The organism is Streptomyces sp. NPDC127098 (assembly GCF_042722465.1).
GTDB lineage: Bacteria > Actinomycetota > Actinomycetes > Streptomycetales > Streptomycetaceae > Streptomyces > Streptomyces millisiae.
The window spans coordinates 121679-146950 of sequence record NZ_JBHXFJ010000009.1 but is presented as its reverse complement, the minus strand read 5'-3'; the positions used below and the strand labels follow the sequence as shown (position 1 = coordinate 146950).

Genomic DNA, 25272 nt, shown 5'->3' with positions numbered 1-25272 from the left:
TCCGGAGGACGGGTCCGGGTCCCAGTACGCTGTTGCCGGCAATCGCGGGCCTACCGGGGGAGCTGCCATGAGTGACAACCACGGTGCGGCGCCGGAGCGGCTCGGCGAGTACGTGCTGGAGCGGCGGCTCGGCAGCGGCGGGATGGGCGTGGTCTACCTGGCCAGGACGGTCGCCGGCCGGCAGCTCGCGGTCAAGGTGATCCGCCGCGAGTACGCGGAGGACGCCGGCTTCCGCGCCCGTTTCCGGCGCGAGGTGGCGGCGGCCAGGCGGGTGAGCGGCGCCTTCACCGCGCCCGTGGTGGACGCCGATCCGGAGGGCGACCCGCCGTGGCTGGCCACCCTCTACGTGCCGGGCGGCTCGCTGGCCGACCGCGTCGCCCGGGAGGGCCCGCTGCCGGCGCGCGAGGCGGCCCGGGTGGGCGCCCAGTTGGCCGAGGCGCTGACCGAGATCCACGGCCACGGCCTGGTGCACCGCGACCTGAAGCCGGGCAACGTGCTGCTGGCCGAGGACGGGGTGCGGGTGATCGACTTCGGAATCAGCCGGGCGCTGAGCGACAGTCACCGGCTGACCGAGGACGGCGCGGTGCTCGGCTCGCCACCGTTCATGGCGCCCGAGCAGCTGACCGGCGGCGCCGAGGTGACGACCGCGGCCGACGTGTTCGCGCTCGGCGCGGTGGTGGCGTTCGCGGCCACCGGCCACAGCCCGTTCGAGGCGGGCGGGCTGCCGGGCGGCGACCCGCTCGCGGTGGCCTACCGGGTGGTGCACGAGGAGCCGGAGCTCGGCGACCTGCCGCCGGCGCTGCGCGACCTGGTCTCGCTCTGCCTGGCCAAGGACCCGGAGCGGCGGCCCGCGGTGGCCTCGCTGCTGCGGATGGCGTCGTTCGCCGACACCCGGGCCCAGGCGGCGGTGGTGCGTGAGTCGACGAACTGGCAGGGGCACCGCGCCGCCGACGAGGGCGCGGCCCCGGGCGGCGCGACGGCGCTCGGCTCGCGGCGCAGGTCGCGGCGCCGTCTCGCGGTGGGCGCGGCGGTCCTGGCGGTGCTCGCGGCCGGCGGCGCCGGCGTGTTCCTGGCGACCGGCCCTGGCGACGCGGAGGCCGGTCGCGACCGGGACGACGGGAGCGTGCCGGAGCCGACCGGGCCGACCGCCGAGCCGTTCGCGCCCTGGGAGCTCGACTGGCGGGACCTCGGCGTGCGGGACGCGGCGACGAGCGGGGTGGCGTGCGCCCCGGTCGACGCCGACCTGCTGTGCTCCGCGGGCTCCGAACTCACGGTGCTGTTCGCGCCGGACGGCACCGAGCTCTGGCGCCACCACCCGCCGCGCGACTCCGCCGTCGCGCCGCGCGCGGTCACGGCCGCCGGCGTCGTCTACACCCAGTCCGACAAGGGCGTGGTCGCCCTCGACCGGGCGGGCGAGACGCTGTGGGAGATCGACGCGCCCGAGCTGACCGGCGCGCTGGGCACCACCGACGACACCCTGGTGGTGCAGAACGGCGACAGCACGCTGCGCTTCTACGCCCTCGCCACCCCGGACCCGGTGGGCTCCTGGGAGGTGCCGGGCCGCTACCTCACGGACGTGCTGACCTCGGCCGAGCACGTGCTGGCGCTCAGCCGCGCCGAGTCCGACGGCTCCGACCTCCAGGTGGCGCTGCTCGACGGGACGGGGCGCGAGCAGTGGCCACTGCCGGTGGGGCAGCCGGCGGAGTCGGCCGGGCTGATCGAGCCGGTGGGCATCGACGCGGAGGCGGCCTACTTCGAGGAGTGGGACCCCGACGTGCCGGTGGTCGCCGCCCTGCTCAGGCTCGACCTGGCGGACGGCTCCTGGACCCGCACCGTGCTGGAGGCGGCCGCCGAGCCGCGCACGGTGGTGGCGGACGGCGTCGGCTACGCCACCGACACCGCCGGCGGCGTCGCGGCCGTCGACCTGGCGGCGGGCGAGACGCTGTGGTCGGTCGACCTGGACGCGGAGAACACCTCGGCCCCCACCGTCGCCGGCGACGCGCTGTACTTCTCGGACGGCGAGGGCCGGCTGCACCGGGTGGCGCTCGCGGACGGGGCGCCGCTGGCCGTGGGCGAGCCGCACCCGGGAACGCCGGGCGCCGGCAGCGACGCCTGGGCGCCGCCGCCGGTGGTCACGGACGACGGGGTGGCCTACGTGGTGACGCTCGGCAACACGCTCTACGCCACCCGCGTCGACGACCTGGCCTGAGGGCTCGGGGCCCCCGGCCCTCAGCCCTCCAGCTTGCTGACGTCCCGCACGGCGCCCTTGTCGGCGCTGGTGGCCATGGCGGCGTAGGCGCGCAGCGCGACCGAGACCCTGCGGTCACGGCCGACCGGCGCGTACCGGCCGTTCAGCTCGGCGCGGCGGGCGGCCAGCTCCTCGTCGGAGACCAGCAGCTCGATGCCGCGGTTCGGGATGTCGATCCTGATCCGGTCGCCGTCCCGCACCAGCGCGATGGTGCCGCCGGCCGCGGCCTCCGGGGAGCAGTGGCCGATGGACAGGCCAGAGGTGCCGCCGGAGAACCGGCCGTCGGTGATCAGCGCGCACTTCTTGCCCAGGCCCCGGCCCTTCAGGAACGAGGTGGGGTGCAGCATCTCCTGCATGCCGGGGCCGCCGCGCGGGCCCTCGTAGCGGACGACGACCACGTCACCCTCCTTGACCCGCTTGGTGAGGATGGCCGAGACGGCGTCCTCCTGGGAGTCGACCACCACGGCCGGGCCCTCGAAGGTCCAGATCGACTCGTCGACGCCCGCGGTCTTCACCACGCTGCCGTCCTCGGCGAGGTTGCCGTAGAGCACGGCCAGGCCGCCCTCGGCGGAGTAGGCGTGCGCGACGTCCCTGATGCAGCCGTTCTCGGCGTCGGTGTCGAGGGTCTCCCAGCGCTCGGACTGCGAGAAGGCGCTGGCCGAGCGGCGGCCGCCGGGGGCGGCGTGGAACAGCTCGACCGCCTCGGGGGACGGGGAGCCGCCGCGGATGTCCCAGCTCTTGAGCCAGTCGGCGAGCGAGGGGCTGTGCACGGTGTGCACGTCCTCGCGGAGCAGGCCGCCCCGGTACAGCTCGCCCAGGATCGCCGGGATGCCGCCGGCCCGGTGCACGTCCTCCATGTAGTAGTTGCCGTTGGGCGCCACCTTGGACAGGCAGGGCAGCCGGCGGGAGATCGCGTCGATGTCCTTGAGGCCGAAGCCGAGGCCGGCCTCCTGGGCGGCGGCCAGCAGGTGCAGCACGGTGTTGGTGGAGCCGCCCATGGCGATGTCGAGGGCCATCGCGTTCTCGAACGCGGCGCGCGAGCCGATCGCGCGGGGCAGCACGGTCGCGTCGTCCTCGTCGTAGAAGCGCCTGGTGATCTCGACGACGGTGCGGCCGGCGTCCTCGTAGAGCGCGCGGCGGGCGGTGTGGGTGGCGAGGACCGAGCCGTTGCCCGGGAGGGCCAGGCCGAGGGCCTCGACCAGGCAGTTCATCGAGTTGGCCGTGAACATGCCGGAACAGGAGCCGCAGGTCGGGCAGGCGTTGTCCTCGATGCGGCGGATGTCCTCGTCCGAGACGCTGTCGTTCGCGGCGTCGGCGATGGCGTTGACCAGGTCCAGCTTGCGCACCGTGCCGTCGACCAGGGTCGTCACGCCGGCCTCCATCGGGCCGCCGGAGACGAAGACCGTCGGGATGTTGAGCCGCATCGCGGCCATCAGCATGCCGGGGGTGATCTTGTCGCAGTTGGAGATGCAGATCAGCGCGTCCGCGCAGTGCGCCTCGACCATGTACTCGACGGAGTCGGCGATCAGGTCCCGGGACGGCAGCGAGTACAGCATGCCGCCGTGGCCCATGGCGATGCCGTCGTCCACGGCGATGGTGTTGAACTCGCGGGGGATGCCGCCGGCCGCCGTGATCGCCTCGGAGACGATCCGGCCGACGGGCTGGAGGTGGGTGTGGCCGGGCACGAACTCGGTGAAGCTGTTGGCCACGGCGATGATCGGCTTCCCGAAGTCCGCTCGGTCTACGCCGGCGGCCTGGAGCAGGGAGCGGGCACCCGCTGCGTTACGGCCGTGGGTGACGGTGCGGGACCTCAGTGTCGCCATCTCTGTATCTCCTGCCTTTCCCCTGCGGGGCGATACGACCGCCCTGCCGGGCCGATACGACTCCCACCGAGGTTACGCCCCCCGCCCGCGTTCTGGGACACGGATTCCGCGACGCGAGACGCGCACCACGGCGGGCGGGGGGAGCCCGAGGTCAGGACGGTGTCGGGGCGGGGTCGGCCGGGTGCGGGGCGAGGAGCGGCAGCAGGGGCCGCCGGTCGGCGGTCAGCGCCGCCAGCCGCGTCTCGCAGTGGGAGACCAGCACCTCGTACCCCTCCTTCCCCATCATCTCGGTCAGCTCTGGCCGGTACGTCACGTACAGCGGCTCGGCCGCCCCGTGCGCCGCCGGCGCCCCGGTGCACCACCAGTGCAGGTCGTGGCCGCCGGGGCCCCAGCCGCGCCGGTCGTACTCACCGATCGAGACGTACAGCACCTGCTCGCCGTCCGGCCGGTCCACCCACTCGTAGGTCCGCCGCACCGGCAGCTGCCAGCACACGTCCGGCTTGGTCTCCAGCGGCTCGCGCCCCTCTCCCAGCGCCAGCGTGTGCAGCGCGCACCCCTCTCCCCCCGGGAACCCGGGCCGGTTCAGGAAGACGCACGCGCCGTCGATCCGCCGGGTGCGCCGCTCGCCGTCCTCGTCCTTCTCGACCCAGCCGTCCGCCGAGGTGCCCTCCGCGTGGTACTGCCAGGTCTCCGGGGTCAGGCGCGCCATGTGCTCGCCGACCCGCCGCTCGTCGTCCTCGTCGGAGAAGTGCGCACCGAGGGTGCAGCAGCCGTCCGACGCCCTGCCGGCCTCTATCCCCTGGCAGCCCCTGCCGAAGACGCACTGCCAGCGCGACGTGAGCCACGTCAGGTCGCATCGGAACACCTGCTCGGGGTCGGCCGGGTCGCGGAACTCGACCCACGCCCTGGGGTGATCGAGGTCCACCTCGTCACCAGCCGCGCGCCGCCGCGCACCGTCGAGCTTCTTGACGGTTCTGCCCGGCTTCGCCCTCTTCGTCTTCGCCACACAGTCAGGGTAAGGGGGACGGTAGCGTAGACCCCCATGAGGCTCGGAGTTCTCGACGTCGGTTCCAACACGGTTCACCTCCTGGTGGTTGACGCGCATCCCGGTGCCCGGCCGCTCCCGGCCTACTCCCACAAGGCGGAGCTGCGTCTCGCCGAACTGCTGGACGCGCGCGGCGCGATCGGCCAGGACGGCGTCGACCGGCTGGTCGCCACCGTCCGGGAGGCGCTCGAGGTCGCCGAGGACCAGGGCGTCGCCGACCTGCTGCCGTTCGCGACCTCGGCGGTGCGGGAGGCGAGCAACGCCGACTCGGTGCTGGCGCGGGTCGCCGACGAGACGGGCGTCACGCTCCAGGTGCTGTCCGGCGCGGACGAGGCGCGGCTGACGTTCCTGGCGGCGCGACGCTGGCTGGGCTGGTCGGCGGGGCGGCTGCTGATGTTCGACATCGGCGGCGGCTCGTTGGAGATCGCGTTGGGCCTCGACGAGGAGCCGGACGCGGCGGTCTCCCTGCCGTTGGGCGCGGGGCGGCTGACGGCCGCCAGGCTGCCGGGCGACCCGCCTTCACCGGCCGACGTGCGGAGCCTGCGGCGCGACGTGCGGTCCCAAGTGGCGCGGGTGGTGGGCGACTTCACCCGCTTCGGCGCGGCCGACCGGGTGGTGGCCACGTCCAAGACCTTCAAGCAGCTGGCCAGGATCGCCGGCGCGGCCCGCACCTCCGAGGGCCTCTACGTGCGCCGCGACCTCAGCCGCGACGACCTCAGGACGTGGGGCCAGAAGCTGGCCGAACTCCCGGTCCGGGACCGCCAACAGCTCCCCGGCGTCTCGGAGGGCCGCGCCCACCAGCTCCTCGCCGGCGCGGTGGTCGCCGAGGCGGCGATGGACCTGTTCGGCGTCGAGACCCTCGAAATCTGCCCGTGGGCGCTCCGCGAGGGCGTCATCCTCCGCCGCCTCGACCGCATGCGGGACGCTGCGCGCTAAGCCTTCGGCCGGGCCCGGTTGCGGGGCTCCGTTTCCGGCCCTCCGGGCCGGGGCGGTGGGCCTGCGGCGCGCGCCTTCGGCGCGAGTCCGCCCTCCGGGCCGGGGAGTTGCCCCGAAGCACCGGACAGGCCCGCGGCTCCGTGAGACGACGCGACCGGCCGCCAAGACGGGCCGGGCCGCCGCCGGTCCGAGCCCACCGGGCCGGACGGAGCCGCTCACGCGGCCCGACGGCTGCCGCCGGGCAGGCCCCGGCCCGCAGGGCACACCCGCGCCGAAGGCGCGCCGCAGGGCCGGACGGGCCCCGCCCCGAGGCAGTGCGCCGCCAAGGTAGCGCCGGGTGCAGCCGGGCACGCTCCTGGCCACACACGGCCGTCCGCGCAGCCGGTGCGGAGCACCGGAGCGAGGTCCGGCCCCCAGGGCCGGCCGGGCGGCACCCCATGCGGGCCCCGCCAGCCCACAGGGCGAGGCGGCGCGACGGCCACGTCGCACAGCGGTCGGCCCACGGCCGTCGACACAGCCGGTGCGGAGCACCGGAACACGGTCCGGCCCGCAAGGCCGGGCGGGCCCCACCCCCGTGTGGGCCCGCCCGCGCCACGTCGCAAGCCGGCGCGACGGCCACGTCGCATCCGCTTACGCCGTGCGACGCCGCAGCGTCGCCGCGCCCAGGGCCAGGACGGCGACGGCGCTGGCCGAGACGATCAGCACGTCGCGCACGAAGTCGCCCGTCACGTCCGCGTGGTGGAGGACCTGCGTCATGCCGTCGACCGAGTAGGACATGGGGAGGACGGCGGAGACCGCCTCCAGCACCGGCTGCATCGTGTCGCGCGGGGCGAAGAGCCCGCACAGCAGCAGCTGCGGGAAGATCACCGCCGGCATGAACTGCACGGCCTGGAACTCGGAGGCCGCGAAGGCCGAGACGAAGAGGCCGAGCGCCGTGCCGAGCAGCGCGTTCAGCAGGGCGACGAGCAGCAGCAGCCAGGGCGATCCCGCGATGTCGAGGCCGAGCAGCCAGAGCGCGACGCCGGTGGCCAGCGTGGCCTGGAGGACGGCGAAGGCGCCGAAGGCGAGCGCGTAGCCGGCGACCAGTTCGGCCTTGCCGAGCGGCATGGTCATCAGGCGTTCCAGCGTGCCTGAGGTGCGCTCCCGCAGCGTGGCGATCGAGGTGACCAGGAACATCGTGACCATCGGGAAGATGCCGAGCAGCGAGCTGCCGATGAAGTCGAACGAGCCGCGGTCGGCGTCGAAGACGTAGTAGAGGAGCACCAGCAGCAACACCGGCACCAGCAGCAACAGGGCGATGGTGCGCGGGTCGTGCGCGAGCTGGCGCAGCACGCGGCGGGCGGTGGCGAGGACCCTGGTCGGGCTCAGGACGGTGTTCACACGCGCTCCTCGGCGACGTCGGCGTCCACCAGCCGGAGGAACGCGTCCTCCACGGTTCCGGCGCCGGTGCGGTCGCGCAGTTCGGCCGGGGTGCCGTCGGCGAGCAGGCGGCCGGCGCGCATCAGCAGCAGCCGTTCGCAGCGGTCGGCCTCGTCCATCACGTGCGAGGAGATCAGCAGCGTCGCCCCGCGCTGCCCGGCGAGCCGGTGGAAGAGCGCCCACAGGTCGCGCCGCAGCACCGGGTCGAGGCCGACGGTCGGCTCGTCGAGGATCAGCAGTTCGGGTGAGCCGAGCAGCGCGGCGGCGAGGGAGGCGCGGGAGCGTTGGCCGCCGGAGAGGTTGGCGGTGAGCGCGCCGGCGTGCGCCGTGAGGTCGACGTCGGCCAGTGCGGCGTCCACCTGGGCGCCGAGGTCGACGCGCGGGACGCCGAGCACGGCCGCGTAGTACTCCAGGTTCTGCCGGACGGTGAGGTCCGGGTAGACGGACGGCGCCTGCGTCACATAGCCGATGAGGTGCCGCAGCGGCGGGCTGCCGGCCGGTTGGCCGAGGACGTCGAGGGTGCCGGTGACCCGGGCCTGGACGCCCGCCATGGCGCGCATCAGCGTCGTCTTGCCGCAGCCCGAGGGGCCGAGCAGGCCGGTGACCGAGCCGCGCAGGACGGTGAAGTCGAGTCCCTTGAGGACCTGGGCGCGGCCGCGCGTGACGCGCAGGTCGCGGGCCCGCACGGCCGCCTCGCCCATCCGAGATTTATTCATCACGCGTTTAATAAAAGCGCCGACCGGCCCTCGGGTCAAGCCCCGTCCCCGACGCCGGCACGTAGGCTTGGCGCCGTGGCACATCGCGCGGCAGACCAGAGACCGGCGACGAAGGTGGGGCTCTCGACCGCCTCCGTCTATCCGGAGAACACCGCGGCCGCCTTCGAGATAGCGGGCCGGATCGGGTACGACGGGGTCGAGGTCATGGTGTGGACCGACCCGGTCAGCCAGGACCTGGACGCGTTGCGCCGGCTCTCCGACAAGCACGGCGTGGAGATCCTCGCCGTCCACGCGCCCTGTCTGCTGGTCACCCAGCGGGTCTGGACGACCGACCCGTGGACCAAGCTCGATCGGGCGCGGGCGGCGGCCGAGCGGCTCGGCGCCGGCACGGTCGTCGTGCACCCGCCGTTCCGCTGGCAGCGCGGCTACGCCCGCCACTTCGTGGCCGGGATGCGGCGGATGCGGAACGAGACGGACGTCACGTTCGCCGTCGAAAACATGTACCCGTGGCGCTACCGGGACCGTGAGATGCTCGCGTACGCCCCCGGCTGGGACCCGACCGACGAGGACTTCCCGCACTTCACGCTCGACCTGTCCCACACCGCCACCTCCCGCAGCGACGCGCTGGCCATGGCCGAGCGGATGGGCGATCGGCTGGGCCACGTGCACATCGCGGACGGCACCGGCTCCGGCAAGGACGAGCACCTGGTTCCGGGGCGCGGCGGCCAGCCGTGCGCGATGCTGCTCCAGCGGCTCGCCGCGTCCGGATACGCGGGGCACGTGGTGGCCGAGATCAACACGCGCCGGGCCACCTCGGCGGCCGAGCGCGAGGCCGACCTCGCCGAGACGCTGGACTTCACCCGCCGCCACCTCGCGACGCCGGTGCCCCACCCGACCCCCGCGACCCCCTCCGCCGGGACCACGCGGTGAGTTCGGGCCCCACCCCGCCGGCCACCGGGCGCCGGCGGGGCCGGCCGCCGCGCACCGAGGCGGCGGACGGCTCCCCGGCCACCAGGGACCTGATCCTGGCGGCGGCCCGCGAAGAGTTCGCCGAGCGCGGCTACGACCGGGCCTCGATCCGTGGCATCGCCCGGGTGGCCGGCGTCAACCAGGCCCTCGTGCACCACTACTTCGGCACCAAGGAGCAGGTCTTCGGCGCCGCCGTCGCCGCGGCCGCCGCGCCCGCCACCGACAACCTGGCGCACAGCGCGGACGTCCCGCTCGACGAGTTCGGGCGGTGGTTCACCGGCGTCTTCCTCGGGGTGTGGGAGAACCCGGTCACCCGGGCCCCGCTGCTCGCCATCGCCCGCTCCGCCATCACCAACGACACCGCCGCGGGCATCTTCCGCGGCTTCCTCGGCGCGCGACTCGTGACCCGCATCACCGAGCGCATCGGCGACGCGCCGGACGCCCGGCTGCGCGCGGAGCTGGCCGCCGCGCAGCTGGTCGGCACGATGCTGCTGCGGTACATCCTGCGCGTCGAGCCGCTGGCCAGCGCCGACGCGAGCGAGCTGATCGACCGCCTGGCCCCGGCCGTCCAACACCACCTGACCGGCCCGTCCCCCGACCGCGGCGGGGCACCGGACTACGCCGCGGGCACCGACTCCTCGTCTGCCGGGGGCTCGGTCGACTCCGGATCCTGATCCTCGGGCGGCGGCTCGGGGGACGGCTGCTCGGTGGGCGGCGGTTCGGTGGCGGGCGGCTCGGTGACCCCGTCGCCCTCGACGGTGATCACGGCCGCCGCCGGCTCGATCGTGATCCGGCCGCGCCACGGGCCGGCCGGCTCCCGCGCCCGGTCCACCGTCACCTCGATCACGGCCGACTCGCCGGGGCGCAGCGTGCCGGCGGTCTCGCTCAGCGCCAGCCAGTCGGCGTCGGTGGCCGCGGACCAGTCCACCGGCGCCTCGCCCCCGGCGGTCAGGGTGATCCGGCTGCCGACGTCGGTGGGCACCGCGTCGACCGTCAGCGTGCCGCGCGGGGCGGGGGACGAGGGCTCGCCGCTCCCCCGGCCGGCGCCGCCGGCCGCCTCACCCTCCGGCCGCTCCCGGCCGGGCGCCGGGGCGTCGTCGGTGGCGGCCTCCGGAGGCGCGTCGTCGGCGCCCGGGCCCGCCCACTCGGCCACGCCCCCGTCCGGCGTCGGCCCGCCACCACCCGGCCCCGGCTCGGCTCCCGGGACGGCGCCGTCCTCGGCGGTCGCCGCGGTGTCCTCGCCGTCGCCCACCTCGCCGATCACCGGCGCCGAGCGGTACGCGGCCCACAGCGCCAGCACGGGCGCGGCCAGCACGGTGGCCACCACCGTGGTCGTCACGGCCCGGCCCCGCAGCCGCTCGCGGCGCGCCGCCCGGTCCTTCTCCTCCACCGGGAAGCCGGCCCTGTCGTAGCGGGGCGCGTGCTGGGCGCGGGCCCGGTGGATCGCCAGCCTGGCCGCGCGCACCGCGGTCAGCGGCGCGGCCAGCACGGTGAGCCGGCCGGCGCCGCCTGGCGAGGTGCCGGGCCAGCCGACGCCGGCCATGGCCCGCTGGGCCACGAGCCGGCAGGACGGGCACTCGTCGACGTGCAGCACCAGCTCGCGGCGCAGCCCGGGGCCGAGCAGCAGCATCCGGTCGTCGCCGGAGAGCGCGGCGACGGCCGGGCAGCCGGCCGCGTCGACGGCGGCCAGCGCGGCCCTGGTGCGCTCGACCTCGCAGGCGGCGGTGGTGAGCAGGGCGTGCGTCGCCGAGGCGGTGAGCCGTAGCACGCGGGCGACCTCGGGCACCGAGAGCTGGTGGCGGACGGCGAGCTCCAGGGCCTCCCGCTGCTCCCGGGTGGTGCCGGCGGCCTCGGGCCAGGCGAGCGCGGCCAGCTCGCGGCGGCGGTGCCTGGCCTCCTCGTGGTCGCCGACGGCGCGCGGGCCCGCCGTGCCACCGTCCCGGTCGGCGGCGAGCCGGCGCACGCACACCCAGCGGGCGAGCGCGTAGAGCCAGGGGCGCTGGAGCTCGGGCGCGGCGGGCCGGCGACCGCGCTCGTGCTGGCGCTCGGCGAGCGCCAGCGCCTCGCCGAGGGCGGCGGTCGCGGCGTCGTGCTCGCACATGATCGACAGGCAGTAGGTGAAGAGCCCGTCCAGGTACGCCTCGTCGTAGGCCTCGGCATGCGCCGAGCCGCGCGTGGGCCCGACGCGCTCCGCGGGGCCGTCGGTTTGTTGCGCCGGGTCGGCGCGCAGGGCTCGCGAGGGAGCGCCGCGCCCGGGGTCCACGCGCTGAGCGTCAACGTGATGCGACGCCTCGACACGCTGACGGTCGGCACGCCAAGGCTCGCCAGGCGCCCCGCGCGGCGGCTCGACGCGCGGAGGCGCGCCCCGCTGCGCCGGCTGGGCGTCCGGCGCGTCCACGCGCGACGGCGCGCCCCGCTGCGCGGGGTCGGCGCGCGTGGCACCGTCGCGCGCCCCGCGGCGGGACGCACCTTCGAACCGGTAGGCCGGCAGGCCGGAACGGTGGGCCGACAGGCCGGCACGTCGGGTCATCACCCAGCGACCGTAGGCGCCCGGCGGTCGCCTGCCGCGCCACCCGCGCGAGGTTCCCCCTAACGGGTGAGTTCACGGTGACAGGGGCGACGACGATGTGTCAGTGCCCGCCGGTAACGTTCCGCGCATGCCTCGCAAAGCTGATCGTCCCGCGTACCGGTGCTCCGAGTGCGGCTGGTCCACCGCCAAGTGGCTGGGCCGCTGCCCCGAGTGCCACGCCTGGGGCACGGTGGAGGAGGTCGGCGCGGCGCCGGCGCTGCGCACCACACCGGTGGCCAGGGTGGCCTCGCCCGCGCTGCCGATCGGCCAGGTGGACGGGCAGCGGGTGACCGCCAGGGGCACGGGCGTGCCGGAGCTCGACCGGGTGCTCGGCGGCGGCCTGGTGCCGGGCGCCGTGGTGCTGCTGGCCGGCGAGCCGGGCGTCGGCAAGTCCACGCTGCTGCTCGACGTGGCGGCGAAGGCGGCCTCGGCCGACCGGCCGACGCTCTACGTCACGGGCGAGGAGTCGGCCGGCCAGGTGCGGATGCGGGCCGACCGGATCGGCGCCATCCACGACCACCTCTATCTCGCCGCCGAGACGGACCTGGCGTCCGTGCTGGGCCAGTTGGACGTGGTGAAGCCGGCACTGCTGGTCCTCGACTCGGTGCAGACCATCGCCTCCGCCGAGCTGGACGGCGCGCCCGGCGGCATGGCCCAGGTGCGCGAGGTGGCCGGCGCGGTGATCCGGGCCTCCAAGGAGCGCGGCATGGCCACCATCCTGGTGGGCCACGTCACGAAGGACGGCGCGATCGCCGGGCCCCGGCTGCTGGAGCACCTGGTGGACGTGGTGCTCCACTTCGAGGGCGACCGGCACGCCAGGCTGCGCCTGGTGCGCGGCGTGAAGAACCGGTACGGGGCCACGGACGAGGTGGGCTGCTTCGAGCTGCACGACGAGGGCATCACCTCGCTCGCCGACCCCTCGGGCCTCTTCCTCACCCGGCGGGACGAGCCGGTGCCCGGCACCTGCCTCACGGTCACCCTGGAGGGCCGCCGGCCGCTGGTCGCCGAGGTGCAGTCGCTCACGGTGGCCACCCAGATCCCCTCGCCCCGGCGCACCACCTCGGGTCTCGAGACCTCACGGGTGTCGATGATCCTCGCCGTCCTCGAGCAGCGCGGCCAGATAGCGGCCCTGGGGAAGAACGACATCTACACGGCGACCGTGGGCGGGGTGCGGCTCTCGGAGCCGGCCGCCGACCTGGCCGTCGCTCTGGCCCTGGCCAGCGCCGCCAGCGACACCCCGCTGCCGAAGAACCTGGTCGCGGTGGGCGAGGTGGGGCTCGCCGGCGAGGTGCGGCGGGTCACCGGGGTGCAGCGGCGGCTGTCCGAGGCGTCGCGGCTCGGCTTCACGCACGCGCTGGTGCCGGCGGACTCGGGCGAGGCGCCGCCGGGGATGCGGGTGATCGAGGTCGCGGACATCGGGGAGGCGCTGCGGGTGCTGCCCGCCCGCCGCCCCCGGCGGCCGCGCGAGCCCGGCGACGAGGCGGTGGCGGCCGAGCCCAGCCGGGGAGCGGAGGCGCGCCGGTAGACTCATGCGCATTCGTCTCGTCCCCCGGAGGATTGCATGGCAGCCAGCGACCGGCCGGCGGGTCCGGCCAGGGCCGGGGGTGGCTCCGGAGGTGAGGGCCTGCTCCGGGCCGCGCTGAGCGCCGTGGCCCCCGGCACCCAGCTGCGGGACGGCCTGGAGCGCATCCTCCGGGGGAACACGGGCGGCCTGATCGTCCTGGGCGTCGACCGCACGGTGGAGTCGCTGTGCACGGGCGGCTTCGTGCTGGACGTCGAGTTCACGGCGACGCGGCTGCGCGAGCTGTGCAAGCTGGACGGCGCGGTCATCGTGGACCGGGACATCTCCCGGATCGTGCGGGCCGGCGTGCAGCTGGTGCCCGACCCCAGCATCCCCACCGAGGAGACCGGCACCCGGCACCGCACCGCCCAGCGGGTCTCCATCCAGACGGGCTTCCCTGTCGTCTCGGTCAGCCAGTCGATGCGCCTGGTCGCGCTCTACCTGGACGGCCAGCGGCGGGTCCTGGAGGACTCGGGCGCGATCCTGTCCCGCGCCAACCAGGCGCTGGCCACCCTGGAGCGGTACAAGCTGCGGCTCGACGAGGTCACCGGCACGCTCTCGGCGCTGGAGATCGAGGACCTGGTGACCGTCCGGGACGTGGCGGCGGTCGCACAGCGGCTGGAGATGGTGCGCAGGATCGCCGCCGAGATCGCCGAGTACGTCGTCGAACTCGGCACGGACGGCCGTCTTCTGTCGCTCCAGTTGGACGAGCTGATCGCCGGCGTCGAGCCGGAGCGGCAGCTGATCGTCCGGGACTACATCCCGGAGGCCGCCGGCAAGCGCTCCCGCCGGGTGGCGGCCGCGCTCGCCGACCTGGACGCGCTCGACCACGTCGAGCTGCTCGAACTGCCCACGGTCGCCCGCGCGTTGGGTTACGGGGCGTCCCCCGAGGCGCTGGACACCACGGTCTCGCCGCGCGGCTTCCGGCTGCTGGCCAAGGTGCCGAGGCTGCCGGGACTGGTCATCGACCGCCTCGTCGACCACTTCGGCGGCCTGCAGAAGCTGCTCGCCGCCAGCGTGGACGACCTCCAGGCGGTGGACGGCGTCGGCGAGACCCGCGCCCGCTCGGTCCGCGAGGGCCTCTCCCGGCTCGCCGAGTCCTCGATCCTCGAACGGTACGTCTGACGCTCCGCCAGGCGGGCCGTCAGTCCTCCTCGCTCAGTCCTCCTCCAGGAGGAACGACGTCTGCACCACCTCGTAGCCGTCCAGCGTGGCCTCCGCGAGATAGGTGCCAGGATCCGCCGCCCGGCCGGGGCTGCCGCACTCGTCGGCGTCCGAGTGCCGCTGGTCCCAGCTGATGGCGTGGCTCGCGGTGCCGCCCGCCGGCACGGCGGTCGGCACGGAGCGCGCGCCCTCCGGGCAGTGGGCCGAGGACCACACCAGGTCGTCCTCGGCGTCCGAGAGGGTGACCGTCAGCCGGTCGAGCCCGAAGTCCAGCGCGCAGGCCGCGCCCGAGCCGTTCTGCGCGGTGAGCCGCAACTCCGGCTCGTCCTCGGGGCCGTACGCGTTGGCCTCGCTGCGCAGCGAGAGCGTCACGTCGCCCGGCCCGCAGGCCGGCAGCCCCGCCGGGTCGAGCGCGGCGCCGCCGCCGCTGCCGCCCGCGTCCGTCTGCTGGCCACCGCCGCCCGCGCCCGCGTCCTCACCGGCGCCGTCCGCTTCACCGTCACCGGCACCGCCACCGGCCCCCGCCGAACCGTCCTCCTCGTCGGCCGTGGACTCCTCGCGCCCGCCGGGGCGTTCGTCGATCAGCGACTCCGAGGGCTGCGGCGACCCCGGCGTGATGGTCTCGGCAGGGCCGCCGTTGCCGTCGTCGCCCGCGTTGTCCGAGCCCCCATCCCCACCTCCGCCACCGCCGCGCAGCGCCCAGAACACGAGCAGCGCCACCAGCGCGAGCAGCAGCAGGAGCACGGCCCTGCGACGCCAGTAGATGGCAGAGGGCAACGGCCCGACCGGAGTACGCAGAGATCCCACGCGGAAACCTTACGAGACTTCGGTCACTCTCTCGCGCCCCACCCTTCGCACTACGCGGGTCAACACGCGCGCGCGGTCCGCTTTGTGCCGTGCCCGCGACATGCCAGGATCGCCCTTGCCATGACTGCGACGACTGCGACCACAGCCACCGACCCGAGCACCGCCACCGGCGCGCCGACGACAGCCGACGACCACACCGCCCTCCACTCCCGCGTCATCGAGTGGTTCGGCAAGCATGCCCGCGACCTGCCCTGGCGTCGGCCCGAGGCCGGTGCCTGGGGTGTGATGGTCAGCGAGTTCATGCTCCAACAGACGCCGGTCAACCGCGTCCTGCCGGTCTACGAGGAGTGGCTCAGGCGCTGGCCGCGCCCCGCCGACCTGGCCGCCGAGGCGCCCGGCGAGGCGGTGCGCGCCTGGGGCCGCCTCGGCTACCCGCGCCGGGCCCTGCGCCTGCACAGCGCGGCCGCCGCCATAGCGGAACGGCACGGCGGCGAGGTCCCGACCGACCACCACCAGCTGCTCGCGCTCCCCGGCGTCGGCGAGTACACGGCGGCCGCGGTGGCCTCGTTCGCCTACGGGCAGCGACACGCGGTGCTGGACACCAACGTGCGGCGGGTGTTCGCCCGCACGGTGACGGGCACCCAGTTCCCGCCCAACGCCACCACCGCGGCGGAGCGCAAGCTGGCCCGGATGCTGCTCCCCGAGGATCCGGCGACCGCGGCCGGTTGGGCGGCGGCCACCATGGAGCTCGGCGCACTGCTGTGCACGGCGCGCACGCCGGAGTGCGGGCGTTGCCCGATCGCCGACCTCTGCGCCTGGCGCCGCGCCGGCTCCCCACCGCACGAGGGCCCGGCCCGCCGCGGCCAGACGTACGCCGGGACAGACCGCCAGGTGCGCGGCAAGCTGCTCGCCGTGCTGCGCGAGGCCGTGGCGCCGGTGCCGCAGTCGGTGCTCGACCGCGTCTGGCACGACCCGGAGCAGCGGGCCCGCGCCCTGTCAGGACTGCTCAGCGACGGCCTGGCCGAGCGCCTTCCGGACGGCCGCTACCGTCTCCCGGGCGCACGTTGAGCGTCGGCCGCCCCTCGTCCGGCGCCAGCGGCGGCACCACCGTCCTGGCGTCGACCCCGGCGAACCACAGCCCGATCAGATAGGCCGCCGTCGCCTCAAGCAGCCCCGCCCGGTCGAGCCCACCGCCCGGGACGGGCACGCACCCCAGGTCGGCGACGAGCCGCCCCACCGTCTCCACCGCCGCCGGATCGTCCCCACAGACCGGCACGGCGAACGGCGTGGGGCCCGGGGCCCCACGCCAGAACTCGCTGCTGGCCAGGTTGAACGCCTTCACCACCCGCGCCCCGGGCGCCGCCGCCGCGATCCGCTCGGCCATGGCAGGACCGCCGGCCGTGGCCAACGCGACGCTGCCGGGCACGAGCGGGTTGCTGCAGTCGATCACCACCCGCCCTGCGAGCGCCCCCGCCTGCCGCACCACGTCCTCCGCGACCTGACTCGGCACCGCGACCAACACCACCTCCCCGAACGCCGCCGCCTCCCTGAACCCGCCGCGCCCGCTCTCCCTGACCTCATGCCCGGCCTCCTCCCACCGGCCGCCGAGCGCCCGGGCCATGTTCCCGGCCCCCAGAATCCCGATCCGCATTCCTTGCCCCTCTCTGCTTTCCTGGCAGGGGGAACGGTAGGAAACCCGAAAGGTACCGATCGGTGTTCATCGCGGACTGCCAGGCCAGGCTGGCCTTCGACCTGCTCGCCCACACCTGGAACCCGGTGCTGCTCTGGACCCTGCGCCACGGCCCCGCCCGCCCCGCCGACCTGCGCCGCCGCGTCGGCGGCATCAGCCCCAAGGTCCTGACCGAGACCCTGCGCCGCCTCGAACACCACGGCCTCGTGACCCACCGCCGCTACCGCGAGGCCCCGCCCCGCGTGGAGTACGAACTGACGGCGCTGGGCCGTACGCTGCTGCCAGCCATCGAGGCGTTGGGCGACTGGGCACACACCCACGGCGACGACGTCCTCGCGGCGCAGGACCGTCACGACTGACACTCGCCACGGGGGGACCCTGCCATGGACATCGGAACCACCGGCTTACGGCTGGCGTCGAGCGCCGTCGCGCCACTCGTCAAGCGGCTGTTCCGGCAGGACGGCCCTGGCGCCGGCCTCGTCGACAAGCCGGTGCGGCTCTCGTCCCTCGTCTCCTTCCGCGGCGAGAAGCGCACGCTGACCGACCGCGACGTGGAGAAGCTCGCCACCGAGCTGACGCTGCGGGCGGCGAAGGCGACCGGGCCGCACGACACCCCGCTGGAGCTCGACCGCATCATGGTCGCCGACCTGCTGGCCAGGTCGCTCCAGGCGCTCGGCGACCTCGACATGGACGACGTCCAGGCGGTCCGCCTCGGCGTGGAGCCGCTCGCCCGCGCACTCCGCCAGAACACGGACGAACTCTCCTCCGACGCGACCGTCTTCTACGACCGGGTGCTGGCCCTGGCCTGCCTCCACGTCCTGGACTTCTTCACCAAGCGGTCGACGTTCGTGGCCCGCACGCTGGTCGAGCAGACCCGCCAGCAGGAGCGGATCATCCACACCCTGGACCTGCTGGTGGAACGCGTCTCCTCCCAGTCCGCCGAGGACGCCGCCTTCGAGGAGCGCTACCGGCGCTATCTCGTCGGCCGGCACAACAAACTCACCATCTTCGGCATCGACGTGGACGACGAATGGCCGCTCGACGACGCCTACCTGAGCCTGGAGACCACCGAACGGCCCATGCACGGCAGCGGTCTCCCGGTGCCTCCGCAGCGCGCCGAACACGCCCTCTCCGGCCGCCAACGCGTCTTGCTGCGCGGCGTCGCCGGCTCCGGCAAGACGACGCTCGTCCAGTGGCTCGCGGTCACGGCTGCGGAGCACCGCCTGAGCACCGAGCTCTCCCACCTCATCGGCCTGGTCCCGTTCGTCCTCCCCATGCGGACCCTGACGAGGGCCGGCCAAGACCTCCCCATGCCGGACGACTTCCTCACGGCGGTCCGCTGCCCCCACACCCCGCCCCGGGGTTGGGTCGAACGCGTCCTGGCCGGTGCTCGTGGGCTGCTGCTGGTCGACGGCATCGACGAGATCCCCGAGCAGGAACGCGACCGCACCCGCGCCTGGCTCCGGGAGTTGCTGCGGGAGTTCCCCGGCAGCGTGTGCGTGGTGACGGCCCGGCCGTCAGCCGTGCGCGAGGACTGGTTGGCCGCCGACGACTTCACCGAGTTGTCGCTGGCCCCGATGAACCGCAAGGACGTGACGGCGTTCGTGCAGCGCTGGCACCGGGCCGCAGGGGCGGACGAGACCGAGGCCGAAGCCCTCCTCACCGCCATCCGCAGCCGCCCCGACCTCAGCCGCCTCGCCACCAACCCCCTGATGTGCGGCCTGATCTGCGCCCTGCACCGCACCAGCCACGGCTACCTCCCGCGCGGCCGCGAGGCGTTGTACGACGCGGCGCTCCGCATGCTGCTCGAACGCCGCGACCAGCAACGCAAGATCGACCACGGCCTGCGGCTGGACGCCCCGTCCCAGACGCTGCTCCTCCAACGGCTCGCGTACTGGCTGATCCGCAACGGCCACTCCGAACTGGAACGCGAGGACGCACTGGACCTGATCTCCAAGGTTCTCCCCTCCATGCCGCAGGTCTCCGCCCAAGGCGACGCCGAGGCGATCCTCCGCCACCTCCTCGACCGCTCGGGCCTCCTCCTCGAACCGACCGAGGGCGCGCTCACCTTCGTCCACCGCACCTTCCAGGACTACCTGGCCGCCCGCGAGGCCATCGAGGCCCGCGACTTCCCCCTGTTGATCAAGAACGCCCACCTCGACCAGTGGGAAGACGTCATCCGCATGGCCGTAGCCCACGGCCGCCCCAACGAACGCGCCCGCCTGCTGAAGGGATTGATCAAGCGCGGCGACACGGTCAAGAAGCACCGCATCCGGCTGCACCTGCTGGCGATGGCCTGCCTGGAGCATGCGACACAGCTCGATCCGGAAGTGCAGGAACTGGTGACAGCGCGTGCCTCCGAGCTCGTTCCTCCACGTTGCCGTGCAGAGGCCTACCGTCTAGCCAAAGCCGGTCCGGTCGTTCTCGAACTTCTTCCGCACCCAGAAAACCTCACGCCAGCCGAGGCAGTGGCCGTGGCCGAAACAATCATTGGAGTGGGAGATGAGGCAGGCTTGGCGCTGCTTGCAGAATTCTCCACCTTCCCCGACGCCCAGGTACGGAACAGTGTATCCGGAGCCTGGTCGCGTTTCGACCACTCAGCATTCGCAGATATCATCCTTCCGCAGCTCCCGTCAGATGCCGAAATTACTGTAACCAGCAGCGACCAACTGACTCACCCGAACATCCAGGGGCGTTCCCTAAATTCCCATAACCTCACCCCCCAGGCGATGCTTGAGGCCGGAGTGGCAGACCAAGTAAGCGCCGCGTATTTCAACTCCCCCGCAGACCTGGCATCGCTTGGCCGATTCAAGAACCTTGCAGGCGTTTCCGTGATCTCCATACAACAAGAAATCGATCTCACGCCCCTACTGCAACTCCCCTTGACATCCCTTTACCTGGAACTCGCGCCCGATTGCGAGGTTAGGGGACTAGAGTTATTCGCGCATGTGAAACAGGTCGTGGTCCGACTCCCTCGCGCCCAGAATCCACTGCAGCAATTTCCCCAGGGAGCACCCATCACCTGGCTGGTCTTCGACGAGCCCCCGGCAAGCGGCGAAGTCGAACTGGGCGCACTCCCCAGGCTGACTGCACTCACGATCTGGGGACGGAAGGCTTTCACCCACACCGGATGGAGGGCGGTTGCAACGCACCAGACCTTGCAGGCGATCTACATGGATGCCGCAGCGCTGCCGCTCGCCGCCACCGGTCTCAGATTTCCTCGCATAACGCATCTCACACTCGCAAGAATAAAGGGCTCGAATTTTGACCTGAATACACTGATCGACTCGTTTCCTCAACTGCGCACAATAGTGTTGGGGGAAGCGCATGAACTTGACCTGACACCGCTCAGCAAACTTCCCGACCTGAAGCGCGTGGATCTCACCCTTGCCTATAGCTACAAGAATGCCGATGCCCTCGAAAGCATTGGCCTGGAGGTAACACCAGGGGCGCGCTACAGCTGAAACCAGACTGACTTCCCCGGCCCCGGCGTATGCCGGCAGACCTCCCACCGCCGGGCGCAGTTGGCGAGAAGCAACAGCCCACGGCCGCCCTCCTGTTCGAGTGACGGGATCCCCTCCGGGACGCACGGCATGCCCGGCCCCTGGTCGTACACCCGTACCTGCAACTCCCCCTCCGGCGACCAGCAGGCATGTATGTCGACGGGCGGCGGCGTCCGGCAACGCAGCGACGCGTTGATCGCGTTGCTGACGACCTCGGAGGTCAACAACATCGCCGTCTCAATCAGTTCGTCGTTCAGCGGGACGGCGCTCCGCAGTGCGGTCCGCATCGCGTCGCGCGCGGTGCGGACCCAGCTGGGGTGAGCCGGGAACCGCAAGGTGAAGTCGGCGGTCCCGGACCGGACAGGAACGAGGCACATGCCGTTCCCCCCCTCGGCTCGTTGGGTTCGTGGCGCCACGCTAGACGGCTCTGTTTAGCATTCTCAACCAGAGAGACCCACTTCCGCCCGATCGAGTGGACTTCGCCGTGCGCCTCCAGGCAGACTCCGCCCACGCACGAAGGGAGCTGAAGCGGTGGGACTACGAACGCATCCGACGCAGCGACAACGCCGTCTGGCTGAGGAGTTGCGTAGACTGCGCGAGTCCACCGGTATGTCGGCGACCGAGGCGGGCAGTCATGCCGACCTCGGGCGCGCCCACATGAGCCACATCGAAACAGGCCGGACCGGGATCTCAGAGGACAAGTTGCGCCGACTGCTCAACGCTTACGGTGTAGCAAGCAAACCACTCGTCAATGAGCTGGTTGAGATGGCTCAACCGACCGGCCCCGGCTGGTGGTCGCGGTACACGGACGCGGTCGACAGCCGCGCCTGCGACCTGGCGGAGCTGGAGTCGACAGCACGGGCACATCGATCGTTCCAGTGGGTGTACGTGCCCGGCCTGTTGCAGACGCCCGCCTACATGCGGGCGCTCTTCGAGAGCGGAGAGCCGGACACGTCGACGGCTCGGCGCGAGCGTTACGCCGAGTTCCGGCAGCGCCGCCAACGGGTGCTCCACGGCCCTCGACCACCACGCTTCCACGCGGTCGTTCATGAGGCGGCATTCCACATGCACTTCGTGCCGCGTGACGTGATGCTCGGCCAACTGGACCACCTGCTGGAGATGGGGCGGCTACCCCATGTCGAGATTCAACTCCTGCCGTTCCGCGCACCCTCCTACCCGGCTACCTCCACAGCACCTTTCGTCATCTTCGACGCCTCATGTCCTGAGTTGCGCACGGTCTACGTAGAGCACCCGGTGAGCGCGTCGTTCCTCAGCGAGCGAGCGCACATCGCCCAATTCACGACGGGTTTCGAGCAGCTGAGTAACGTTGCGCTGTCCCCGCTGGATCCGACGAACGACGGGCCGCGCAGCTCTTTGCGGCTGCTCCAGCACCTCCGCTACCTCCTTGAGGAGGCGCCGTATGCCGGCCCCTGACTGGCAGAAGTCTTCCTTCAGCAACGGCTCCGGCAGTGGCGAGTGCGTCGAACTCGCCACCATATCTCCCGGCGGCGTCATCCTCCTCCGCGAGAGCGAGGACCCGGACACCGTCCTCAGCGCCCGCCCCCGCGCCTGCCGGGCACTGCTCGCGCACATCAAGCGCTGCGGGTTGAACGTTGGGTCCGGCCGCCGGTGAGCGTCACCCCTCCGCCCGGCGGACGCGTCGGACCTCGCGGTCGATCGCCCAGGCGTCGGCGACCGGGCCGAGGTGAGTGAGCTTGTCGGGGTTGATCACCGTGCGGATGGTCTGGATCTGCCCGTCGAGCACGTCGAGGGTCAGGGTGTGCAGGATCGCGCCGTCCCGGTCGCGGAGGATCGCGCCGGGCTGGCCGTTGATCTCGTGCGGCTCGAACGTGACGTCGATCCGGAGCAGCCAGGGGTAGACCGAGCCCAGCAGCCGGGCCACGTTCTCCGCGCCCACCACGGCCTTCGCCAGTTGCGGGGCCTTGCCGCCGCCGTCGCCGACGAGTTGCACGTCGGCGGCCAGCAGGTTCTGGAGCCCGCCCACGTCGCCGTCCTTCAGCGCGTCGAGGAACCGGGTCGCCAGCTCCTGCCGTTCCCGGCGGTCCGCCGCGAAGCGCGGGCGGTCGGCGGCCATGTGGCGGCGGGCCCGCACCAGCAGTTGCCGGCATGCCGCCTCGGAGCGGCCCACCGCCTCACCGATCTCGTCGAAGCCGAAGCCGAAGACCTCCCGCAGCAGGAAGACCGCCCGCTCCAGGGGGCTGAGCCGCTCAAGCAACAGCAGCGCGGCCATCGACACCGAGTCGGCCAGCTCCGCGGAGCGCGCCGGGTCCTGGTACGGGTCGCTCAGCAGCGGCTCGGGGAACCAGGGCCCGACGTACTCCTCGCGGCGCACCCGCGCGGAGCGCAGCACGTCGATGGAGATCCGGGTCACCGTCGTCGACAGGAACGCCTTGGTCGACTCGGGCCGGGTCGTCGAGGCGTCGTAGCGCAGCCACGTCTCCTGGACCGCGTCCTCGGCCTCGCTCACGCTGCCGAGGACGCGGTAGGCGATCGAGAACAGCAGCGGCCGCAGCTCCTCGAACTCCTCGACCTTGCTCACCACGGTTTCCTTCTCCCTCCGGCTAGAACGGTTCGGGGCCGAGGCGGCCCCAGGCCACGAACACCGCGAGGGCGAGGTAGACCACGTTCAGCGCGACGAGCGGGTACTCGCCGCGCCGGCCGTGAGTCATCATCGCGCCGAGCATGAGCACGACCCAGCACAGGGCGGTCACCGGTACGAGTACGGGCGCGATGTCGACCGCGGCGGGCAGGATCAGGCCGACGGCGGCCAGGAGCTCCAGGATCCCGAGAGTTCTGACGGGTCCGGTGCCGGCGTCCCCGGTCCATCCCCCGCCATGGGCCGCGGCCAGTTTCTCCACGGGGACGAAGGTCTTGGTGATGCCGCCGGTCAGGGCGACGGCGGCCAGCAGTCCGGCGGCGATCCACAGTGCGAGGTTCATCAGTGGAACTGCCCGACCTCGTAGCTGCCGGCCGGCTGCTGGGTGATGATGTTCAGCCGGTTCACCGCGTTCAGGAAGGAGACCATCATCACCAGGGCGGTGAGCTGCTCCTCGTCGTAGTGCTTGGCGGCGAGCTCCCACACCTCGTCGCTGACCCCGCTCCCCGCGTCGGCGACGCGGGTACCCTCCTCGGCCAGCGCCAGCGCCGCGCGCTCGGCCTCCGTGAAGACCGTGGCCTCCCGCCACGCCGCGACCAGGTTCAGCCGGACCGCGGTCTCGCCGGCCGCGGCGGCCTCCTTGGTGTGCATGTCGAGGCAGACGGCGCAGCCGTTGATCTGGCTGACGCGCAGCGCCACCAGCTCCTGCGTGGCGGCCGGCAGCGCCGACTCCTTGAGCGCCCTGCCCGTCGACATGAAGTACTTGAGCGCCTTGCCGGCGGTCGGGCTGGCGAAGTAGTTCAGTCGCGCGTCCATGGTGTGCTCCTCCGTGCTCGTGAGTGGCTGGCTACACCCCCGAGACGAGGTAGCCCGACGCCCTGTGACACGGGCGGAGATGTGACCTACGACACGAACTTCACGTGCAGTCGTGGATGAAGCGGCCCTCCCGGTGGTCGGGGCTGAGGAAGACGAATCCGCTGCCGTAGCCGAAGTTGAGGAAGAACGGGTCGTCGGAGTCGGGGTCGTCGCCGCGGTCCTGGAACTGGCACAGGAACCGCCACGGGCCGTCCTCCAGACCCCAGGCGTGGAAGTTCGGGAAGATCGCCGCCCCACCGAGGAAGTCCGGCGGATACGGGGGATGGTCGGGGAGCTCGGCCGCAGGGCCTCGCTTCGCCATGTACCGCCCCCAGGCCGCGCGCCCGTCCATCCCGGCGTCCACCTCCGCCGACACCGGTCGCAGGTCGATCAGCCACTCGACGGGTATCTCCGCGTCGTCGGAGCCGTAGCGCCACAGGGTGCGGCCCCGGGTGCCCGGCGGGCCAATGGCGGCGAACGGCGGGACGCGGCCGCCTGGCTGCGTGAGGACCACGGCCTCGCCGGTCTCCGGCTCGCTCTCCATGAGCCCGTCGTCCTCATGGAGGAACAGGTAGGCCAGCCGCAGCTCCTCCCCCGGCACCCGGAACTGGCCGATGAACACCAGCGGCTCGCGGGTGCGGGGGTGCACCGGCCAGGTCGGCTCGTCGAGCCACACCGGCTGGCCGCCGAACTTGGAGACCGGCTCACCGACGGGCCCGGCCGGCGCGCGGAAGCCCATCCGGAGCCGTGGGAGGAAGGCGGCGTCGTAGGGGCTCTCCGCATGGTTCGTCGGTCGTTGGATCACGGTTCGGACCGTACGACACGGCGCTGACATTCCGGGCGGACACCGTGGTGGGCTGGCTCGGCCCGATCGCGACGGATTGTCAGTGCCTCCGGCGATGATGGTGGGTATGAGCGTTCCCGCCTTCCGGGAGAACCAGCAGCTGCCAGCCTGGGCCGACACCGTCGGCCCAGGCTGGGCTGCGTTGCTCGAGGGGCTGCATCGGCGGCTGCTTGAGCTGGCACCCGACTACCGGATCGAGGTGTGTGAGCGGCGCCTCGGCGGCCTGCGGATATGGGTGGCCGAGCGCTTCGACGAAGCGGGCGAGTTCGACGGGCACTGGATGGACGCGGCGGCCCGGCTCACGGAGGCGGCGGAGCGGGACTCGGAGCGCACGTGCGAGCTGTGCGGGCGGCCCGGCCAGCCGAGGTTCGGCGGCGGGCGGCACGGCACGTGGATCACCGCGCTCTGTGATCCGTGCTCGGCCGACGAGCGCCGCCGCTCGGCGCCGTTGCCAGGGGCCGGGGAGGCCGGGAGACTTCAGGGTGGCCCAGCCTGAAGGAGGCCAC

The 25272-nt window shown here is 73.3% G+C and carries 24 protein-coding genes; 12 read left to right on the top strand and 12 right to left on the bottom strand.

Annotation, left to right across the window (positions count from 1 at the left end; all coding sequences use genetic code 11):
* Nucleotides 1-67: 67 nt before the first annotated feature.
* On the top strand, nucleotides 68-2209 hold the full coding sequence (locus ACFWI8_RS09175) for a protein kinase (protein ID WP_387087547.1): 2142 nt from the start codon (nucleotides 68-70) through the stop codon (nucleotides 2207-2209).
* 20 nt (nucleotides 2210-2229) lie between these two features.
* Here ACFWI8_RS09175 and ilvD read toward each other — a convergent pair whose 3' ends face one another.
* Together ilvD and ACFWI8_RS09165 are read right to left on the bottom strand one after the other, a co-directional pair.
* Entirely contained in the window at nucleotides 2230-4071 is a 1842-nt protein-coding gene (gene ilvD, locus ACFWI8_RS09170; protein ID WP_387087545.1) for a dihydroxy-acid dehydratase, read from the bottom strand.
* Between the two features lie 151 nt (nucleotides 4072-4222).
* Nucleotides 4223-5077 carry a hypothetical protein gene (locus ACFWI8_RS09165; RefSeq protein ID WP_387087543.1) on the bottom strand — a complete coding sequence of 285 codons (855 nt, stop codon included), beginning with the start codon at nucleotides 5075-5077 and terminating at the stop codon, nucleotides 4223-4225.
* 36 nt (nucleotides 5078-5113) lie between these two features.
* Between ACFWI8_RS09165 and ACFWI8_RS09160 the strand changes: the two genes are divergently transcribed.
* Complete coding sequence (locus ACFWI8_RS09160) at nucleotides 5114-6052, top strand: Ppx/GppA family phosphatase (RefSeq protein WP_387087541.1); 939 nt, start codon at nucleotides 5114-5116, stop codon at nucleotides 6050-6052.
* Nucleotides 6053-6682: 630 nt separating this feature from the next.
* On the opposite strand, the gene ACFWI8_RS09155 is transcribed toward ACFWI8_RS09160, so the two are convergent.
* Nucleotides 6683-7420, bottom strand: coding sequence for an ABC transporter permease (locus ACFWI8_RS09155; RefSeq protein ID WP_387087575.1), 738 nt, complete (start codon nucleotides 7418-7420; stop codon nucleotides 6683-6685).
* A gap of 8 nt (nucleotides 7421-7428) precedes the next feature.
* On the bottom strand, nucleotides 7429-8187 hold the full coding sequence (locus ACFWI8_RS09150; RefSeq protein WP_387087539.1) for an ABC transporter ATP-binding protein: 759 nt from the start codon (nucleotides 8185-8187) through the stop codon (nucleotides 7429-7431).
* 75 nt (nucleotides 8188-8262) lie between these two features.
* Between ACFWI8_RS09150 and ACFWI8_RS09145 the strand changes: the two genes are divergently transcribed.
* Together ACFWI8_RS09145 and ACFWI8_RS09140 are read left to right on the top strand one after the other, a co-directional pair.
* Nucleotides 8263-9117, top strand: coding sequence for a sugar phosphate isomerase/epimerase family protein (locus tag ACFWI8_RS09145; protein WP_387087537.1), 855 nt, complete (start codon nucleotides 8263-8265; stop codon nucleotides 9115-9117).
* Nucleotides 9114-9830, top strand: a complete 717-nt coding sequence (locus tag ACFWI8_RS09140) for a TetR family transcriptional regulator (protein ID WP_387087535.1) — start codon at nucleotides 9114-9116, stop codon at nucleotides 9828-9830. Before ACFWI8_RS09145 ends, ACFWI8_RS09140 begins: the two co-directional genes overlap by 4 nt.
* On the opposite strand, the gene ACFWI8_RS09135 is transcribed toward ACFWI8_RS09140, so the two are convergent.
* Complete coding sequence (locus ACFWI8_RS09135; RefSeq protein WP_387087533.1) at nucleotides 9773-11419, bottom strand: hypothetical protein; 1647 nt, start codon at nucleotides 11417-11419, stop codon at nucleotides 9773-9775. The two genes, ACFWI8_RS09140 and ACFWI8_RS09135, sit on opposite strands and share 58 nt — an antisense overlap.
* Nucleotides 11420-11813: 394 nt before the next feature.
* On the opposite strand from ACFWI8_RS09135, the gene radA reads away from it, so the two are divergent.
* Together radA and disA are read left to right on the top strand one after the other, a co-directional pair.
* Nucleotides 11814-13250, top strand: a complete 1437-nt coding sequence (gene radA, locus ACFWI8_RS09130; protein WP_387087531.1) for a DNA repair protein RadA — start codon at nucleotides 11814-11816, stop codon at nucleotides 13248-13250.
* A gap of 36 nt (nucleotides 13251-13286) precedes the next feature.
* Nucleotides 13287-14411 (top strand): DNA integrity scanning diadenylate cyclase DisA, encoded by a 1125-nt coding sequence (gene disA / locus ACFWI8_RS09125; protein WP_311601735.1) that lies wholly within the window; start codon nucleotides 13287-13289, stop codon nucleotides 14409-14411.
* Nucleotides 14412-14444: 33 nt separating this feature from the next.
* On the opposite strand, the gene ACFWI8_RS09120 is transcribed toward disA, so the two are convergent.
* Nucleotides 14445-15227, bottom strand: a complete 783-nt coding sequence (locus tag ACFWI8_RS09120; protein WP_387087529.1) for a hypothetical protein — start codon at nucleotides 15225-15227, stop codon at nucleotides 14445-14447.
* A 150-nt stretch (nucleotides 15228-15377) separates the two neighbouring features.
* On the opposite strand from ACFWI8_RS09120, the gene ACFWI8_RS09115 reads away from it, so the two are divergent.
* Complete coding sequence (locus ACFWI8_RS09115) at nucleotides 15378-16325, top strand: A/G-specific adenine glycosylase (protein WP_387087527.1); 948 nt, start codon at nucleotides 15378-15380, stop codon at nucleotides 16323-16325.
* Here ACFWI8_RS09115 and ACFWI8_RS09110 read toward each other — a convergent pair.
* A complete protein-coding gene (locus tag ACFWI8_RS09110; RefSeq protein WP_387087525.1) occupies nucleotides 16264-16908 on the bottom strand; it encodes an NADPH-dependent F420 reductase in 645 nt (214 codons plus the stop codon). The two genes, ACFWI8_RS09115 and ACFWI8_RS09110, sit on opposite strands and share 62 nt — an antisense overlap.
* Nucleotides 16909-16970: 62 nt before the next feature.
* On the opposite strand from ACFWI8_RS09110, the gene ACFWI8_RS09105 reads away from it, so the two are divergent.
* Together ACFWI8_RS09105 and ACFWI8_RS09100 are read left to right on the top strand one after the other, a co-directional pair.
* Nucleotides 16971-17306 (top strand): winged helix-turn-helix transcriptional regulator, encoded by a 336-nt coding sequence (locus ACFWI8_RS09105; protein ID WP_387087523.1) that lies wholly within the window; start codon nucleotides 16971-16973, stop codon nucleotides 17304-17306.
* A 24-nt stretch (nucleotides 17307-17330) separates the two neighbouring features.
* Complete coding sequence (locus tag ACFWI8_RS09100; RefSeq protein ID WP_387087521.1) at nucleotides 17331-20411, top strand: NACHT domain-containing protein; 3081 nt, start codon at nucleotides 17331-17333, stop codon at nucleotides 20409-20411.
* Here the strand turns inward: ACFWI8_RS09100 and ACFWI8_RS09095 are convergent.
* Nucleotides 20402-20737, bottom strand: a complete 336-nt coding sequence (locus ACFWI8_RS09095) for an ATP-binding protein (RefSeq protein ID WP_387087573.1) — start codon at nucleotides 20735-20737, stop codon at nucleotides 20402-20404. The two genes, ACFWI8_RS09100 and ACFWI8_RS09095, sit on opposite strands and share 10 nt — an antisense overlap.
* Nucleotides 20738-20981: 244 nt before the next feature.
* Here ACFWI8_RS09095 and ACFWI8_RS09090 point away from each other — a divergent pair, with 244 nt between their 5' ends.
* Nucleotides 20982-21884 (top strand): helix-turn-helix domain-containing protein, encoded by a 903-nt coding sequence (locus ACFWI8_RS09090; protein WP_387087519.1) that lies wholly within the window; start codon nucleotides 20982-20984, stop codon nucleotides 21882-21884.
* Nucleotides 21871-22083 carry a DUF397 domain-containing protein gene (locus ACFWI8_RS09085; RefSeq protein ID WP_387087517.1) on the top strand — a complete coding sequence of 71 codons (213 nt, stop codon included), beginning with the start codon at nucleotides 21871-21873 and terminating at the stop codon, nucleotides 22081-22083. The genes ACFWI8_RS09090 and ACFWI8_RS09085 overlap by 14 nt, the downstream gene beginning before the upstream one ends.
* 3 nt (nucleotides 22084-22086) lie before the next feature.
* Here the strand turns inward: ACFWI8_RS09085 and ACFWI8_RS09080 are convergent, their stop codons facing one another.
* The 4 genes from ACFWI8_RS09080 to ACFWI8_RS09065 form a co-directional block, all read right to left on the bottom strand.
* Nucleotides 22087-23010, bottom strand: a complete 924-nt coding sequence (locus ACFWI8_RS09080; RefSeq protein WP_387087515.1) for an RNA polymerase sigma-70 factor — start codon at nucleotides 23008-23010, stop codon at nucleotides 22087-22089.
* A gap of 22 nt (nucleotides 23011-23032) precedes the next feature.
* Nucleotides 23033-23410, bottom strand: a complete 378-nt coding sequence (locus ACFWI8_RS09075; protein ID WP_387087513.1) for a DoxX family protein — start codon at nucleotides 23408-23410, stop codon at nucleotides 23033-23035.
* Nucleotides 23410-23883 (bottom strand): carboxymuconolactone decarboxylase family protein, encoded by a 474-nt coding sequence (locus ACFWI8_RS09070; protein WP_387087511.1) that lies wholly within the window; start codon nucleotides 23881-23883, stop codon nucleotides 23410-23412. The genes ACFWI8_RS09075 and ACFWI8_RS09070 overlap by 1 nt, the downstream gene beginning before the upstream one ends.
* 100 nt (nucleotides 23884-23983) lie before the next feature.
* Nucleotides 23984-24727, bottom strand: coding sequence for a hypothetical protein (locus tag ACFWI8_RS09065; RefSeq protein ID WP_387087509.1), 744 nt, complete (start codon nucleotides 24725-24727; stop codon nucleotides 23984-23986).
* A 106-nt stretch (nucleotides 24728-24833) separates the two neighbouring features.
* Here ACFWI8_RS09065 and ACFWI8_RS09060 point away from each other — a divergent pair, with 106 nt between their 5' ends.
* A complete protein-coding gene (locus ACFWI8_RS09060) occupies nucleotides 24834-25262 on the top strand; it encodes a hypothetical protein (protein ID WP_311601720.1) in 429 nt (142 codons plus the stop codon).
* Nucleotides 25263-25272: the final 10 nt, after the last annotated feature.